The 15856-nt window shown below is 61.4% G+C and carries 14 protein-coding genes, 2 tRNA genes and 1 other RNA gene; 5 read left to right on the forward strand and 12 right to left on the reverse strand.

Annotated features, from left to right (window positions below; all coding sequences use genetic code 11):
* The 9 genes from HXO69_RS04095 to ssb form a co-directional block, all read right to left on the reverse strand.
* On the reverse strand, positions 1-1049 hold a 1049-nt coding region (locus HXO69_RS04095; RefSeq protein WP_296545458.1), incomplete at its 3' end, for a tyrosine-type recombinase/integrase.
* Between the two features lie 171 nt (positions 1050-1220).
* Positions 1221-2867, reverse strand: coding sequence for a DNA-processing protein DprA (gene dprA / locus HXO69_RS04100; RefSeq protein WP_296545460.1), 1647 nt, complete (start codon positions 2865-2867; stop codon positions 1221-1223).
* A gap of 130 nt (positions 2868-2997) precedes the next feature.
* On the reverse strand, positions 2998-4536 hold the full coding sequence (locus HXO69_RS04105; protein WP_296545462.1) for a YifB family Mg chelatase-like AAA ATPase: 1539 nt from the start codon (positions 4534-4536) through the stop codon (positions 2998-3000).
* A complete protein-coding gene (locus HXO69_RS04110) occupies positions 4536-5006 on the reverse strand; it encodes a YraN family protein (protein ID WP_296545464.1) in 471 nt (156 codons plus the stop codon). The genes HXO69_RS04105 and HXO69_RS04110 overlap by 1 nt, the downstream gene beginning before the upstream one ends.
* A 315-nt stretch (positions 5007-5321) precedes the next feature.
* On the reverse strand, positions 5322-5648 hold the full coding sequence (locus HXO69_RS04115; RefSeq protein ID WP_005506259.1) for a DUF2469 domain-containing protein: 327 nt from the start codon (positions 5646-5648) through the stop codon (positions 5322-5324).
* A 78-nt stretch (positions 5649-5726) separates the two neighbouring features.
* A complete protein-coding gene (locus HXO69_RS04120; protein WP_407072258.1) occupies positions 5727-6557 on the reverse strand; it encodes a ribonuclease HII in 831 nt (276 codons plus the stop codon).
* Positions 6558-6563: 6 nt separating this feature from the next.
* Positions 6564-7712, reverse strand: a complete 1149-nt coding sequence (gene lepB / locus HXO69_RS04125; protein WP_296545465.1) for a signal peptidase I — start codon at positions 7710-7712, stop codon at positions 6564-6566.
* Positions 7713-7921: 209 nt separating this feature from the next.
* Positions 7922-8269 carry a 50S ribosomal protein L19 gene (gene rplS / locus HXO69_RS04130; RefSeq protein WP_012903660.1) on the reverse strand — a complete coding sequence of 116 codons (348 nt, stop codon included), beginning with the start codon at positions 8267-8269 and terminating at the stop codon, positions 7922-7924.
* Positions 8270-8486: 217 nt separating this feature from the next.
* Complete coding sequence (gene ssb / locus HXO69_RS04135) at positions 8487-9065, reverse strand: single-stranded DNA-binding protein (RefSeq protein WP_296545467.1); 579 nt, start codon at positions 9063-9065, stop codon at positions 8487-8489.
* A gap of 346 nt (positions 9066-9411) precedes the next feature.
* Between ssb and HXO69_RS04140 the strand changes: the two genes are divergently transcribed.
* Positions 9412-10311 carry an HNH endonuclease family protein gene (locus tag HXO69_RS04140; RefSeq protein WP_296545469.1) on the forward strand — a complete coding sequence of 300 codons (900 nt, stop codon included), beginning with the start codon at positions 9412-9414 and terminating at the stop codon, positions 10309-10311.
* Positions 10312-10425: 114 nt separating this feature from the next.
* Here HXO69_RS04140 and HXO69_RS04145 read toward each other — a convergent pair.
* Positions 10426-10501: transfer RNA gene (locus tag HXO69_RS04145), tRNA-Arg, on the reverse strand.
* A gap of 120 nt (positions 10502-10621) precedes the next feature.
* Positions 10622-12295, reverse strand: a complete 1674-nt coding sequence (gene mptB / locus HXO69_RS04150; RefSeq protein WP_296545471.1) for a polyprenol phosphomannose-dependent alpha 1,6 mannosyltransferase MptB — start codon at positions 12293-12295, stop codon at positions 10622-10624.
* Positions 12296-12524: 229 nt separating this feature from the next.
* On the opposite strand from mptB, the gene orn reads away from it, so the two are divergent.
* From orn to def, 3 genes are all read left to right on the forward strand, one after another.
* Positions 12525-13211, forward strand: a complete 687-nt coding sequence (orn, locus tag HXO69_RS04155) for an oligoribonuclease (RefSeq protein WP_296545473.1) — start codon at positions 12525-12527, stop codon at positions 13209-13211.
* A gap of 106 nt (positions 13212-13317) precedes the next feature.
* Positions 13318-13390, forward strand: a tRNA-His gene (locus HXO69_RS04160).
* Positions 13391-13522: 132 nt separating this feature from the next.
* The gene (gene def, locus HXO69_RS04165) at positions 13523-14095 is read left to right on the forward strand and encodes a peptide deformylase (protein WP_049334074.1); all 573 of its coding nucleotides are present in this window, start codon (positions 13523-13525) and stop codon (positions 14093-14095) included.
* Positions 14096-14252: 157 nt separating this feature from the next.
* Here the strand turns inward: def and rnpB are convergent.
* An RNA gene (gene rnpB, locus HXO69_RS04170) (RNase P RNA component class A) lies at positions 14253-14658 on the reverse strand.
* A gap of 130 nt (positions 14659-14788) precedes the next feature.
* Here rnpB and HXO69_RS04175 point away from each other — a divergent pair.
* Positions 14789-15580, forward strand: coding sequence for a YaaA family protein (locus HXO69_RS04175; protein ID WP_296545475.1), 792 nt, complete (start codon positions 14789-14791; stop codon positions 15578-15580).
* Positions 15581-15856 lie beyond the last annotated feature (276 nt).

A 15856-nucleotide genomic window follows, 5' to 3' on the forward strand; every position in this document is an offset into this window, starting at 1 on the left:
GTCGCCAACGACGAATGGCCCAGCAGCTCCTGCACCGAGCGAATATCGGCGCCACCATCGACCAGGTGAGTCGCCGCCGAATGACGCAAAACGTGCGCACCCGACGCCTGCGTGTTCTCCACCGTGCGCAGCAGGCGGGTCAGATCCTCACGAATCTGACGGGCATTCGCACGCCCACCGCGAGGACCAATAAACAGCGCCGTCACGCCCTGGGACCCCTCCGGAATCCACTGCGGACGACCATAGGACACCCAACGATTCAACGCCTTGAGCGCCGGGGTGCCCAGCGGCACCACGCGCTCCTTATTGCCCTTACCCAGCACGCGCACCGTCTTATTCGCCCGATCCACGCTCTGCAAATCCAGGCCGGTCAGCTCAGAAATACGCATGCCCGAGGCGTACAGCACCTCAACCACAGCCTCCAGGCGTAGCAGGCGCGCATCACGAGGATCCTGCGCCCGACGCTCCTGCAGAGTAGTCAGCAGCTGGTTCATCTGCTCGCGGCTCAGCACCGGCGGCAGGTGGCTCTCCCGCTTGGGGGTGCGCATACCGCGCGTGGGGTTGGCGTGCACCAGCTCCTCCTCCTGAGCCCAGGTGAAGAACGTGCGCAGAGTCGAACCGCGGCGCGCCACCGTAGAACGAGCCGCCTGCCGCAGATGCAGCGAACCCAACCACTCACGAATCAGAGACGCATCAATGCTGTCCAGATGCCGCACACCGCGGCGCGCCATGTAGCCAAAGAACCCCTCCAAATCGGAAATATAGGAGCGGATTGTCTCTTCGGAACGATGCTTCTCATAGCGCAGAAAACGCTCAAAACGGTCCAGGACGGGGCGGAACACCTCACCGGAAACGCCCAGTGCAGACTCGGGTAGAACAGAGCCGGGTAAGGCAGAGCCTGAACCCTCAGCTTGAGTTTGGGGGTTATCCGCGGCAAGGCTACGGGTGTAGGTCACCGGCAGAGTTGTGGAGGGAGCCTCGTCCCGGTATTCTTCCCGGCTTTCGTTCCGGTTTTCAGCCCAGTTTTCGGGCTGGCGGGCGGCGGTCATGCGTCCCTCCTTTCAGGTTTCGGTCTTTCGACATTCTCTCCGCGCGCCTATCGATGGTGCGGCGGCGGGGGTAGGCGGCAGGGGTAGGCTCCACTCCAGTACGCGCAAGCCTACCCCAATTGTAGAGAGGTTCCGAGCTGTCCACGTGCCGCCCCGTCATCAGGAAGAACCCTACGCCGCGGCAGCCGGGCGGACCTTCCTCCAGCTCGTTCCGCTGCTTTCCGCAAGACCGCAGCGGCCCAGGTGGAACAGGTCAGCCATCACGTCGCGAGCGCTCAGCCCGAGGGCTGCGGCAATCTCGTCCACGCCACGGTAGGAGCGCGGGCTCAAATCGTCCCACACCCTGCCCTGCCGTTCGGTCAGATCATCCAGCGCGCTGGAGGATGCCGCCCGATCCCATTCGCTCTCATGCTCGGTGCCCAGCTCGAAACCAGCGGCGGCATCATACTCGAGAATATCGGCGGCCTCGGTGAGCGTTTGCGCTAGTCCATCGCGTAGCAGACGGTTCGTTCCCACCGAATTCGGTGAGTTAATCTGCCCCGGAACAGCCCAGAGGGTACGCCCAATCTCCATCGCGTGACGAGCCGTATTCAGGGCACCAGAACGCCAGCGCGCCTCCACCACAATGGTGTGCCGCGCCAACGCCGCAATCAGGCGATTACGCTCCAGAAAACGCCAGCGCGTGGGGGTGTTACCCACGCTCACCTCGCTCATGATGAGCCCGCGGTCAACAATCATGTTCAACGCATCCGAGTTCTGCGCCGGGTACAGCCGATCCAGCCCACCCGCCATAAAGGCGATGGTCGGCAGGTCACTACCCTGCTGGGTCAGCGCCGCCCGATGCGCCGCAATATCAATGCCCATCGCACCGCCAGAAATCACCGTGTACCCGCGGCGCGCCAGCTCGGCGGCGAGGTGGGTCGTCGCCTCCGTACCGTAGATACTCGGGTCACGCGAACCGACCAACGCCACGCTCGGGGCAGACGCCACATCCAGCAAGTGCCGCGAATCGCCTCGGCACCACAGCCCGTACGGTCGGGCGGGCCCCAAATCGTTCAGCTGCCGCGGCCACAGCGGATCGGCGGGAGTGACCAGCCACGCCCCGCAGGTTGCCGCCATGTGCGCCTCCGTGTTCAGGGTGCGTTCCATGCGGCGGTTCCAGCGCAGACGGCGGGTCGCGAGCGCCTTGCAAAACTTATCGCGGCTCATCTGATGCTCACCCGGCGTGTAGTAGCCATTCGCGCTACACAACAGGGCGGACTCCCCTTCCGCTGGTGCACCCACCGAGTGCAGAAATTCGCTGAGCTGCGTATCCGGTTCGCCGTGCTCCCAGGCGTGCTCATCGGGGATGTGCCCGGTCAGCAAGTAGTGCAGGGTCAGCGGCGCGCCCAAGGTGGTGAGGGATTCGACCACGAGCTCATCGGCGGGCTCAGCGTAGCGCATCAGCTGGGCGGTGCAGCAGCGGATGTACTCGCGGCACGCCGCCTCAAGCTCCTCAACACTGAGGGTGGGATTGAACAGGGGCGCGGGCTCAGAACCGCTGGAGGCTGTGCCCACCGCGGGTTCGGGGCGCTCGTCCTGCTCCTCCCCCGGCTGTTCCTGTCGGTTCAGTTCTTCTAGATATACCGGGTTCAGGCAGGAGGCGAGGAACCCAGGCAGGCGCGCCGCGTTGTACGGGCTCGGCGAAGGCTCCTGCCCCAGCGACAGAATATGCGCCACCCTCTCACGCACCAGGGCATGCCGATCCAGGGTGCGGCCGGGCAGACGAATCTGCAGTTCCTCCTGCACAAAATCCTCCGCTGTGTTTTCTTCTTGCATGCACTCTTCCGGCGCTGTTTCTCTCAGCCCCTCTTCTTGCAATTCAGCCTCTTCGGCTCGTTTCTTCAGCTTCTTCTCACTCATGACCTTCTTCTCCTCTCGTGAGTGATTCCTTCTATCAACCGGCACGCTATTTCAGTTGCCCCTGCTGCCTCAAAAAGAGCGCCACATCCAGGTGCTCCCGGCTCGGGTAGGCGGCACCCTCCAAATCCGCGAGAGTCCAGGCGATACGCAGCACCCGGTCATAGCCGCGAGCCGTCAGCGTTCCGCGATCCACGGCGGCGTTCAGCTCGCCGGTGAGCTTCGCATCCAGACGCAACGGACCGCGAAGAATCTTGCCGTTCATCTCCGCATTCGTCTTCAACCCGTACGGCTCCAGGCGCTCCCGCTGAGCCTGCCGCGCCGCCATGACGCGCTCGCGAATCTGCGCCGAACTCTCATTCACCTGACCGCCCGCTAGCTCCGTGGACGACACCTTCGGAACCGTCACATTCACATCAATACGGTCCACCAGCGGGCCGGACAGCCGCCCAAAATAGGCGCGACGCTCACGCGGGGCGCACGTGCACTCCGTACCGGTACCCACATTCATGCCGCAGGGGCACGGGTTTGCCGCCAGAATCAGCTGAAAACGCGCCGGGTACGTCGCCGACGCACTTGAACGATCCAGGGTCACAGTCCCCGACTCCAGGGGCTGACGCAGCGAATCAAGCACAGTGCGTTTGAACTCGGGTGCCTCGTCGAGAAAGAGCACGCCGCGGTGCGCTTTCGAGACACAGCCCGGGCGGGGAATGCCGCTGCCGCCACCCAGAATCGCCGGCGCGGAGGCGCTATGATGCGGCGCCTCAAACGGCGGCTGACGCACCAGCTCACTCAGGTGCTCCCCCGCCGAGCAGAGGGAACGAATCGCGGTCACCTCCATCGCGGCATCATTGTCGAGGGTCGGCAGGATGCTCGGCAGGCGCTCCGCCAGCATGGTTTTACCCGAACCGGGAGGGCCGGTCAGCAGCATGTGGTGGCCGCCCGCAGCGGCAATTTCCAGGGCAAAACGCCCCTGCGACTGGCCGGCAACATCGCTCATATCCGAAGGGATTTCAGCCGGTTTCGCCGCCGGCGCGCTCGCCTCCGTCTGCGGGGCGGGCGGGTAGGTCAGCTTCTGGCTCTCCGCGCCGAGAGCGGCAAAAACCTCCGCCAAGCAACGGAAACCGCTCACCTGCGCGCCAGGGATGAGCGCCGCCTCCTCAGCGTTTTCGGCGGGCACAATCACGCGGTGGTGTCCGGCGTCCACGGCGGCTTTAACTGCGGGCAGGATACCCGGCACGGGGCGTAGGGTTCCGTCCAAGCCCAGCTCACCCAGGAAGACGCTATCGCCGCTGGGGTGCAATTTCTTCTCAGCCTGCAGCGCCGCCACCACGATGGCAAGGTCGAACGCCGAGCCGCGTTTGGGCAGGGTTGCCGGGGTCAGGTTCACGGTGAGCCGGTGCTGAGTGAGGGTGATGCCGGTGTTCTTCGCCGCGGAGCGCACACGCTCTTTCGACTCGTTGAGGGCGGTATCCGGCAGGCCCAGCAGCACGAAGCCGGGTAGGCCCTGCGAAATGTCAGCCTCAACGTCAACAATGTGCCCGCGCAGGCCCACGAGCGTCACGGAATAGGTACGTGCGAATCCCATTACGCCACCGCCTTCAGATGCTCGAAGGTGAAGGTTTCGCAGGTTCCGGTCACCGCAATTGCGTCAATGCGAAAGCGTGGAAAGTCCAGGTTTTCGCGCAGGCGGCACCAGAGAATCGCCAGCGAGCGCGTGCGGCGCGCCTTGTCGCGGTCAATGGACGCGAACGGGTGCCCGAAGTCTTCACTGCTGCGGGTCTTGACCTCAACGAAAACCAGTTCGTCATCGGGGTCAATGGCGATCAGATCAAGCTCCCCGCGAATCTGTTCGTGTTCCAGTCCGGCGGGCGGTTGCCAATTCCTCTCCAGAATCCGGTAGCCGTTCGCCTCCAAGATGCGGGCGGTCAGCTCTTCACCCCAACGCCCGACGCTGTGGGCCCGGGGCTGGGTTCGTTGAAGCTGGGGGCTCTGGAGTAGGGTTCTGTTGGGTGCGCTTCGGGTTGCGGCGCGGGCTGTTATTCGGGCTGTTGTCATGGGTCTCTCCCCCGGTAGATAGCGGTAGTGCTTCTACTGTGCCCGTCGCGCGCGTGCTCGAAGGCGGTTAACGAAAAACTGTGGATAACCTCGGCTTCCAGAAGGAATTAGAGGTTATCCACAGTCGTTTATTTGAAATTTTGGGGTATATTTTTCAAAAATACCGCCCGGGTGCCGATTCAGCGCGTCATATTTACGCAGGTTCGCCGCCTGGTTCTGCTCGCATTTTCATCACTCAGTCCCGCCGCCCGGCAACGTGGGCACCGGCGCTCCTACCCGCGGTTACCCCCGGCGAAGCGTTGAACCAGGCGTGCGCTAGGCGTTGAAGTCCGGCATTTCCGGCACGGTGAACTCTTGGTTGGGCAGGCGCTCCTCCACGTTTACATCGCGCACCGAGTAGGCGTGCACCTTCTTCACAAAGCGGTTGGAGCGGAACACGTCCCACACCCACACGTCGCTCATGCTCACCTCAAAGTAGAGGGTGCCGTCCTGCACGTGCGGGGTGACGTCCACCTGGTTCGCCAGGTAGAAGCGTCGGTCGGTTTCTACCGCGTAGCTAAAGAGCGACATGACGTCTTTGTATTCGCGGTAGAGCGCCATTTGGGCGTCGGTCTCGTAGTTTTCGAGGTCTTCTGCGCTCACTACTCTTCCTTTCCTGGGCTTTCTTAGTACTGATTCAGCGGTAGCATGCGGGCTCACGAGGGTGCCGCGTCCTGCGCCTTAGCCGCGCTGTGCCGCCGCAGCCTCAATCTGCTCGGCAGTCGCCGGAAGCGACCATGACAGTCGATGCTGCGGGCTGGGGCCCTGCACGCTAATCGCCTCGCGGTGAGCGGCGGATCCGTAACCCTTGTTCTTTGCCCAGCCGTACCCCGGGTAGCGGGTATCCAGCTGAACCATCAACTCGTCACGTTCCACCTTCGCAACCACCGATGCGGCAGCGATGGAGGCGCACTTGTAGTCACCCTTAATGACCATGGTCACCGGCATCTGCGCAGGCTCACCTGCGCCACCTGCACCTTCCCAGGCCTGGGCGAGCAGTGCGTTGTAGTGTGCCTGCGCCGGGTCCGGTGCCAGCGCGCTGAACAGGTCCTCCTGCGGAGGGGTGAACCAGTCGTGTTTACCGTCCAGCAGGGCGGCATCGGCACGGTATCCGCGGCGCGCCAGCTCGGCGAGCGCACGCTGGGCGGCAAGCCTCAGCGAGAGGGTCATGCCGAGCCGGTCAATATCTGCCGGTTCCACGTGCCCGACCGCCACGGCGCACCACTGGCGGATTTCGGGAACCATGGATTCGCGGCGTGCCGGTGAGAGCGCCTTGGAGTCGATCAGCCCGCCCACTTCGAGGGTGGCGTCCGGGGTGAGGATTGCGATGCCCACGGTGACCGGGCCCGCCATGGAGCCGCGGCCTACCTCATCGATTCCGGCAACCGTGCGGGCACCGGAGGCGAAGAGCTGCTGCTCGTACTCAAGATCTGCAGCCGGCGGGGTTGCTTTGGCGGGCTTAGCTTGAGCGGGTTTCGTTGCGCTCTTCTGGGCGCTCACCATCATTGCCACGCTCGCTTATTCGCTCGGGGTGGAGGTCGGTGCGGGAATCGAGGAGAACACCGAGCTCTGATCCTGCAACAGACCGAAGTGGTTCAGCGGCCACGCCACCACGAACACGTTACCCTGCACGTCATCCTTGGAGATGAACGCGGTGCCGTCGCTAATGTGGTAGCGGGAGTCGGCGGAGTTGCTGCGGTGGTCACCCATGACGAAGTACTTGCCGGCGGGCACGGTCACCTTGAAGGGCATCTCCGAGGGCGGGTTGCCCGGGTACAGGTACGGTTCGGTAATTTCTACACCGTTGACCTTGATCTTACCGTTGCCGTCGCTCTCGACCACGTCACCGGGAGTACCGATAACGCGCTTGACCAGGAAGTTCGAGGAAGTATCCGGCAGAATACCAGCGAAGGACAGGGCGTCCTTGAGCGGACTGCTGGTCTTCTGGGTGGAGGGAATCCAGCCCTGAGAGTCCTTGAAGACGATGACGTCGCCGCGCTTAGGCTCGCTAAAGTAGGAGCCCGCCACGTTAATGAACACGCGGTCGTTGACCTGCAGGGTCTGCTCCATGGAGCCGGAGGGAATGTAGAAGCCGCGCAGCAGGAAGGTCTTGACCAGGAATGCAATGACCAGCGCGTACAGGATGACGGTGCCGCCTTCGCGTGCCTGCACCCAGAGCCATTCGCCGAGGCGGCCTTCTTCCTGCGCCTGGGAGTAGGTCAGCTCCGCCTGTTCGGCACGCTTTGCCTTGCGGCGTTCCCTGGGGGTCATTTCGGAGAAGTCCTTGGTGGGTTCCACGTCTGCGGTAGTCTCCTCATCGGTGGTTTCTTCGCGCTTAGTATTCTTCTTCGCGTCCTTCGCGGCGGCAGAGGTCGTGGCGGCACCTGCGGAGGCGGCGCTCGCCTCGGCGCTGGCGACCACCTCGTGATCGCGCTCAGAGGTGCTCTTAGTGTCGCTTTCGGTGGAAGAGGCAGCGCTCCAGGGGGTAGCCTTCTCGGTTGCAACCTTTTCAGCACCATCATTCTCTGCGGCGCTCTTTTCTGCAGTAGCCTTTTCGGCGGCGAGGCGCGCGAAGTATTCTTCCATTTCGCGGCGCTCGCGGCGGCTTTGGGGCTGGTATCCCTCAGGGAAGGGGCTGGTGTTCGCAGTGTTCTTGTTGTCTGCCATGCTGGAGTGAGCCTTTCGTTTGAGAGATACCTAGCTCGAGTGAAACGGTACCTAGCTATTGTATCGAGAGTGTTTGCGCTCTTGGGCTTTTATTTTCTGAGAGCGGCAAGGTTCTCAGAAAGCGGGGTCTCAGAATATGCAAAAACCGCTCCTTACCCGCGGAATGCGGTTGGGGAGCGGTTTGCAACAGAATTCTGTATCTATAAAGATTAGAACTCGCGCTTCTCGCGGATACGAGCAGCCTTACCGTGGCGGTCGCGCATGTAGTACAGCTTTGCACGACGGACGTCACCGCGGGTCACCAGCTCGATCTTCTCGATGGAGGGAGAGTGAACCGGGAAGGTACGCTCAACACCAACGCCGAAGGAAACCTTGCGGACGGTGAAGGTCTCGCGAACGCCTGCACCCTGGCGGCCAACGACGAAGCCCTTGAAGACCTGGATACGGTGGTTCTTACCTTCAACGATCTTAACGTGAACGTTCAGGGTGTCACCGGGGCCGAATGCGGGGATGTCGTCACGGAGGGACTTCTTGTCGAGGAAGTCAAGAGTCTGCATAGTTGTAGATCTCCAGAGTCATCTGCCGCAGGTCAAATAGACTCAGATTGCTCTGCCCCACTGCGGGACAGAAAACTTGATGCTTCGGACAGGATTGGTGCCCGAAGGCTGACACCGTTGGTCGCTCTCCCCCCTGCGGCAGGGGCGTGCCCGATGTCAACACAATGCTCCATTATCCCAATGCACCCGCGTTTATGCAAGCATCCGGGGAGCACTTTTAGAAGGGGGGTTCGTCACTCTGGGATACGCCACTCTGTGCTCCCCCGTTCTGCACCGAAGCACCCGGAGCGGTCACGCCCGACGCTTCCATGTTCTGCTGGGGTGCGTGCGCAGGGGCATAGTGCTGCGTGTACTGGGGCGCGTCCTGCTGCGCCGGGTTCTGGGGCACCGAGTTCTGCAACGGCGCGCCCTGCATGGCTCCCTCGTTGACCGTTCGCTTCTCCACGGTGCGGGCGAAGGTGCTCGTGCCGTAGTTCAGGTCGTGGCCAATGCCGAGGGCATCCACTTCTACCGTGGTGCCCTGCGTGCCGTCTTCGCGGTTCCAGCGGCTAATGCGCTGGCGGCCGCTCACGACCAGCGGCTGCCCCTTCTCAATGGATGTGGCGATGTTCTGCGCGAGGCGGCGGTATGCTTTCACGGTGTACCAGTTGGTGGTGCCTTCTTTCCAGGTGCCGGTGGCGTCCTGCCAGCGCGGGGTGCTGGCGAGGCGAAAGTTCACGACGGGCACCCCGTTGGGCAGGGTGCTCAGTGCCGGGTCGGAGGCGGTGAATCCGCGGATCAGGATGGTGTCGCTCATGGTTTCTCCTTAGAAACTAGTGGATGGGTTCCTTCACCTTGCCAGCGCTGAGCCGACCCTGCATCCGGCGGTTACCGATTCTGTGGATAACCTCGCATTTTGCTGTTTTGAGTGCCACCTGTGGATAGAGTTTTTGAACTTTTCGCCTCGTTTTTTCAAAATTTACCCGTCAGTAGCACGCTCCCTGCAGAAATATGACGACCGCTCCCCACCCGACATCGTGACAGGTATCTCAGCGGCGGGACGGCTATTTTTGCCCTCAAGTTCACTATTTCAGCTCCGCGCCCTCTATCCTTGATGATGCGGTGCACTCAGCCGCATCCCGTCTACCCGTCTTGGAGAACCCGTGAGCAAAAAGCCCGCGAACAACAACCTGCCCTCCCTGCAGGAACTTCAGCAGCTGCAGCGCAACCTGCCCAAGCTGCCCGATTCGATGGACCCGCAGAAGAAGCGCCTCATTTACGGCCTGCTCGCCCTGTTCGCCGTGATCGTGCTGATTATTGGTCTGGTCTACGTGAGCAAGAACGGCGTGGACGGCCTGCTCGGCTCCGATAAGAGCACCTCTTCCACCACCGATGATGAAGAGACCAACGTCCAAACCGAAACCCTCGCCGAGGTCAAGAACCCCTACAAGGCGGTTGACCCCGCAACCGCGCTCGCACCGGATCTGGCGACCGCGAAGAGCGAACTGGCATCCCTGCAGGTGAAGGATCGCGCCTCTAAGAACGGTTACTCCCGCGACCAGTTCGGCCCCGCCTGGGATGACGTTGACGGCAACAAGTGCAACACCCGCGACGACATTCTGCGCCGCGATCTGACCAACGTCCGTTTCAAGGTCAGGACCCACGCATGCACCGTCATTACCGGCACCCTGGCTGACCCGTACACCGGCAAGACCATCGAGTTCAAGCGCGGCAAGAAGACCTCCTCTGCGGTGCAGATTGACCACGTGGTGGCCCTCTCGAACGCATGGCAGACCGGCGCACAGGATTTGACTGCCGAACAGCGCCGCCAGCTGGCGAACGACCCGGAGAACCTGCTCGCCGCGGACGGCCCGGCGAACCAGCAGAAGTCCGATGCGGACGCCTCCGAGTGGTTGCCGAGCAACACCGCCTACCGCTGCACCTACGTGGCTCGTCAGGTGCACGTGAAGGCGAAGTACAAGCTGTGGGTGACCGCGGACGAGAAGAAGGTTATGGAGCGCGTCCTTAACTCCTGCAAGGACACGAACCCCACTAAGAAGTAGCCCCGACCAAGAAGTAGTCTCCCGGCACCGCCTCCTTGCGGCGGCGCAAAACGTAAATGCATACAGAAAACCGCCCCGCACCCTGAGTTTAGGGTGCGGGGCGGTTTTTGTTTGTGGCGCCCCAGGAGGGAATCGAACCCCCGACCAAGAGATTAGAAGGCTCCTGCTCTATCCTCTGAGCTACTGAGGCCTTCCTCTAGGGTACATGAGATTTTGAGCCTCTCATGCACCGCGCCTCTACGGGTGGAGGCTGTTCCGCTAGGTTGCACCATCGGGCTACCCAACCAGGCGGGCACGTTAGGAGTTCGCGCTAGGAACCTACCTTGGCGGCTTCGCGTTCTGCCTTCTTCACCTCGCGGCGGCGTGCACGGCGGCTGGATGCGCCGGGGAATAGCTGCCACCACAGGCGAATCGAGGTGCGGCGAATCTGCGTGGGGTGCAGGCTCACGTACACCAGGCGGCGGGTTGCCGGGTCGAGGGCGACCAGGTAGATGATGTAGCCCAGGCAGATGACGGTCGCGATGAGTCGACCCATGTCCTGGTTGAAGTCACGCAGGTAGGGCGAAACGTTCAGCTGGTCGCTCACGCCGTACGCCATGAAGAACAGCGTGGTGATGAAATACCACATGAGCTGGAAGTGCGAGCGCAGGCCGGTTGCGGCGAGCATCGGGATTGCCCAGAGCAGGTACCAGGGCTGAATCATGGGGCTGCACAGGAGCATGAACAAGATGGCGAGGCCAGCGTGGCGCACGATGTTGCGGTCGCGTCCGACGAATGCCATTGCTACCGCGCCGAGCATGCCGATGCCCTTGCCGACGGTCTCGATGAGCTTGCGGATGACCTCGAAGGCGTCGCCCTGAACGAACAGGGATGCGGCGCCGATGACCAGGCCGAAGGGGGTGTACCAGATGTACTGGCCGCCGGTGGTGGACAGTGCCTTGATCCAACCGAATTCCAGTCCGGTTGCCCAGCCCATGAGCGCCATTTCGGCGAGCAGCAGCACGCCGGAGAGCGCCCAGAACACGAACTTGCGCGGCCAGGAGGCGTTCTTACCCGCCCAGAGCAGACCCACGAAGGGCAGCACCACGAGGGCGAGCGGCTTGACGGCAACACCGAGGGCTACGAAGGTCACACCGAGGGGTCCACCCCATCGGGTGTCGCGGTAGCGCTTGGCGTAGTAGAGGCCGCCGAGCATGAACATGGTCATGAGCGAGTCGTTGTGGCCGCTGGCAATGAACGATGCGATGAACAGCGGGTTCGGGCCGATCTGCCAGAGGGCGCGGACCTGGTTGAAGCCGTGCGCCTGGGCGAGCTTTGCCACGTAGTAGAGGATTCCGATAACCGCGAGTACGGAGAGCAGGCGGAAGTAGAAGAGGGAGAGGTCGATATTCTCCCCCGCCAGGCGCACAATCCACTCTTCGAGTTTGAGGGAGACCGGCCCGTACGGGGGCGGGGATTCCGCCCACATGGGGTCCGCGCCGTTCTGCATGAAGTTCGAAATTTCGGAGACTCCGTGCTTGTACGGGTTGAGTCCGTGCGCCATGACCATGCCCTGACCGTAGTAGGAGAACATGTCGCGGCTGTAGATGGTGAAGGCGAAAATCTGCGGCAGGGACCAGCTGGCGGTGACGGCAATCATCCAGCGCATGGCGTTGGGTTCGTTCCAGTCGCCCATTTTCTGGTAGATGCGCAGCCATTCGCGGCACATAATCATGGCGCCGAGGGCGAGCAGGATAATGCCGGTAATGACCCATGCGGCTTCGAATCGGATGGCGCGGATAATCTCGTAGCGCCAGAAGTTGGAGCTGTCGGCGAGCCAGCCGACGGCGTAGGAGCCGAGGGTGACCATGATGGAGCCGATGGTGCCGATAATCAGCGTGCGCAGACGGTGATTATTGACGTAGTCCAAGAGTTTGGGTGAGAGGGGTGCGTCGTGTGCGCCGGAGGTGGTGAGCCGGTGTGCTAGCTCCTTTGGTGCGCGCATAACTCCCTTTCTGTCTGCATCGTCGTTCTGGTTTTTATCATACCCGAGCGGCTCTGAGCACCCGGCGGATTCACTGTTGCGGTAGAACTGGCGGACAGGTGGCGAGCGCATCGGTGGGTACATCGGTGGGCGCATCCGCTCCCCTATTTCTGGTCGGCTGAGCATACTGCGTGTGCTTTTATGACAGGCGGGGAGGCTGGTCGGCGGTGTTTGGGGGTAGAGTGGGAGGGTGAGTATTTCTAGTGAACGTATTGTATGGATTGACTGCGAGATGACCGGCCTGGACGTAGAGAATGACGCTCTCGTCGAGGTGGGTGTTCTGGTCACGGATGCCGATTTGAACATTCTGGGTTCTGGCGTTGAGTTCGTCATTAAGCCCGGTGATGAGTCTCCTGCCGGTGCGCTGGAGAACATGAATGACTTTGTCCGTTCGATGCATGAGGCGTCGGGTCTGCTGCCCGATATTGAGCACGGTGTGTCAATGGATTACGCGCAGGAGCAGGTGCTTCGTTACATCAAGAAGTATGTTCCGGTGGCGGGCAAGGCGCAGCTGGGCGGCAACTCGGTGGGCATGGATAAGCGTTTCTTGGAGCGTTACATGCCCGAGGTCATGGCGCACCTTCACTACCGTGTGATTGATGTGTCGACCATTAAGGAGCTGGCGGCGCGCTGGTACCCGGCGGCTCGTCATAGCGCCCCGGCGAAGACCGGTAACCACCGTGCGCTGGGTGATATCAAGGACTCGATTGATGAGTTGAAGTATTACCGCCGCGCCATTTTTGTGCCGCAGGGCCCGGATGCGATTGCTTCAGCGCAGATTGCGCGTGAGGTGGAGGCTGAGCGTGCCGCACGCGAGGCTGCTGAGCGCGAGGCTGAGGCATCCACTTCTGAGGCGGCTGAGGCATCCGAGGCGTAAGCACGACATGTAACGAGCATCACGGCTTTTCAACTTGGCAGGTTTCTGAATCTCCTGTACAGTAGTATCCGTTGCATATCGCAAGGGAAACCAAGCGAAGCACATGGTGGTCGTAGCTCAGTTGGCAGAGCGCCTGGTTGTGGTCCAGGAGGTCGCGGGTTCAACCCCCGTCGATCACCCCGATGGAAAGGGTCGTTATGGTTATCCGTAACGACCCTTTCGCTTACCCTCAATCCGGTTCACCCACACACGGTGTACCCGGCAAGTTCCCGTTCAACAGTTCCCATTCAACACAAGCAAAGGATAATTCCGTGGCTATTCGCCCCATCGTTATTCACGGCAACCCCGTTCTGCACCGCCCCGCGGCACCCGTCACCGAGTTTAATGATGAGCTCAAGGAGCTCGTGGCTGACATGTACGAAACCATGGACGCATCCAACGGTGTAGGCCTGGCGGCACCGCAGATTGGTGTGGGCCTGCGCATCTTCACCTACAAGATGGAGAATGAGGACGGCGTTCCCCCGCGCGGCTGCATCATCAACCCGGTACTGACCCTGGGCAAGATTTCTACCGCTGACCCGGACCCGTACGAGGAGGAAGAGGGCTGCCTGTCCTTCCCCGGTTACGGCTTCCCCCTCAAGCGCGCCGAGTGGGTGACCGTGAACGGTCTTGACGAGCACGGCAACCCCGTCCACTTTGAGGCGACCGGCTGGTTCGCACGCTGCATGCAGCACGAGACCGATCACCTGGACGGCAAGCTGTACGTGAACCGCCTAAATAAGAAGTGGACCAGCAAGATGAAGAAGGTCGTGAAGAAGGAAGGCTGGACCGTCGACGGTAACTCGTGGATGCCCGGCGTGGATCCGGACCCCTTCGGTCACTAATCGCTGGCTCACCCAAGTTTCAGAGCCTCTCCAGCTTTTCGGCAGAGGACTCTTAGACAGAACTTAAAACGAAGACCGCGAATGCACTCTCAAGGCGCATTCGCGGTCTTCGTTTTCCCATCAGCCGATGATGTTTTCCATCAGCCAACGGTAGCGTGAAACGGGTCATCCTATGAGCCGGGTTCTGTCTAAAACGCCGCCCGAAGGGGCGTTTCGAGGCAATCATCTATCTAGAACGTACGTTGCCGCACGTCTCAAGCAGCCTACCCGAATACGCACCCCACCTCCGTGAAGGAAGCTGACGGGGATCGGGCGCACTACCCTACCATGGCGTATTCTGTTTGACCTTGCTCCGAATGGGGTTTACCTAGCCGGGCACGTCACCGCGCCCGCTGGTGGTCTCTTACACCACCCTTTCACCCTTACCGCGGTGAACCGCGGCGGTTTACTTTCTGTGGCACTGGCCTGCGGGTTACCCCGAGTGGATGTTATCCACCATCCTGTGCTGTGGAGCCCGGACTTTCCTCGAAACACGTGTGCCTCGCGATTGCCCAGACGGCCCGTTTCACCCAACCCATTATACGCATACCCCTGGCGGCGGCTATTTTCCGGGTCCATCTCGCGGGTATGCAGGAACCTCGCAACTACACTGCGCCTCGTAGCTACACTGCGTCTCGCGGGTACACTGGAGAGATGCTGATTCTTCTTCCCCCGTCCGAAGGTAAAACCCCCGCCCCCGCAGGCAACGCGCCCGTATGCTTCGCTGACCTTTCGTTCCCTGAGCTGACTGCCGAGCGTGAGAGCGTCCTGGAGGAGTTGGCGGCAGTTAGCTCGGGCCCCGATGCTCTCGCGGAGCTCAAGGTGGGCGCATCCCTCGAGGCAGAGGTGGAACGCAATACGCGCCTGCTCACCGAACCTGCACAGCCCGCAATTTGCACCTACACGGGTGTGCTCTTTGAGGCGCTGGACTATGCGAGTTTCTCCCCCGCTGAACGCGATGCTGCGCACTGGTCGCTACTGATTTCTTCTGCACTGTGGGGTGTTTTACGCCCCGAGGATGCAATTCCCGCCTATCGCCTGTCCATGGGCGTGAAGCTGGGTTCGATTGGTGCGCTCGCCTCCTTCTGGAAGGGCGCGCTGGGTACTGCCCTGGAGTCGACTGCGAAGGACCAGCTGATTCTGGACTGCCGTTCTGCCGCCTACGCGAAGTCGTGGGTGACTCCCCCGTCGCAGACTCTGGCGGTTCGTGTGGAGCGTGTCGCGGCTGATGGGTCGCGTAAGGTTGTCTCGCACATGGCGAAGCATTACCGTGGCTTGTTTGCGCGCTACCTGATTCAGTCGGGTTTGGCGGCTCGTCCTATTGATGGCTCCACGGCGGGTATTGCCGAATTTTTGGAGGCGGTCAGCGAGGACTGGTCGGTGGAGTGCACCCTGCCGACGGCGCGTAAGGCGGGTGTTTTGACGCTGCTGGTGCATGAGCAGTAGGTTGCCCAACTATTTATTTCCTCTTATTTTTTGCATCATATTGAAAATTTTTTAACTATTTTTCTAGGGGCTTAAATCTGTATTACCCCTTGTAAAACCACATTTCCCCACATTTTAGGGGTAGCTTTTGATGAGCAGAGAAGGCGGTTAGTGTCTAGCTATCCGCCTTCTTTTTGCGAGTAAAAATGTTTATAGTGTTAAACGTCTCGCCATTGGTGGCGGGTATTTCACTCACTAACATTCACATTTTCAACTCAACACACATGGAAACACGTC

The sequence above is a fragment of the Rothia sp. (in: high G+C Gram-positive bacteria) genome (assembly GCF_015265375.1).
In the GTDB taxonomy this organism is placed as follows: Bacteria; Actinomycetota; Actinomycetes; order Actinomycetales; family Micrococcaceae; genus Rothia.

What these genes read in the sequence shown, in the direction of transcription:
- dprA (WP_296545460.1), bottom strand. Translation starts at nt 2,867, where the DNA reads ATGCAAGAAGAAAACACAGCGGAGGATTTTGTGCAGGAGGAACTGCAG.
- HXO69_RS04105 (WP_296545462.1), bottom strand. Translation starts at nt 4,536, where the DNA reads ATGGGATTCGCACGTACCTATTCCGTGACGCTCGTGGGCCTGCGCGGG.
- HXO69_RS04110 (WP_296545464.1), bottom strand. Translation starts at nt 5,006, where the DNA reads ATGACAACAGCCCGAATAACAGCCCGCGCCGCAACCCGAAGCGCACCC.
- lepB (WP_296545465.1), bottom strand. Translation starts at nt 7,712, where the DNA reads ATGGCAGACAACAAGAACACTGCGAACACCAGCCCCTTCCCTGAGGGA.
- rplS (WP_012903660.1), bottom strand. Translation starts at nt 8,269, where the DNA reads ATGCAGACTCTTGACTTCCTCGACAAGAAGTCCCTCCGTGACGACATC.
- ssb (WP_296545467.1), bottom strand. Translation starts at nt 9,065, where the DNA reads ATGAGCGACACCATCCTGATCCGCGGATTCACCGCCTCCGACCCGGCA.
- mptB (WP_296545471.1), bottom strand. Translation starts at nt 12,295, where the DNA reads ATGCGCGCACCAAAGGAGCTAGCACACCGGCTCACCACCTCCGGCGCA.
- HXO69_RS04175 (WP_296545475.1), top strand. Translation starts at nt 14,789, where the DNA reads ATGCTGATTCTTCTTCCCCCGTCCGAAGGTAAAACCCCCGCCCCCGCA.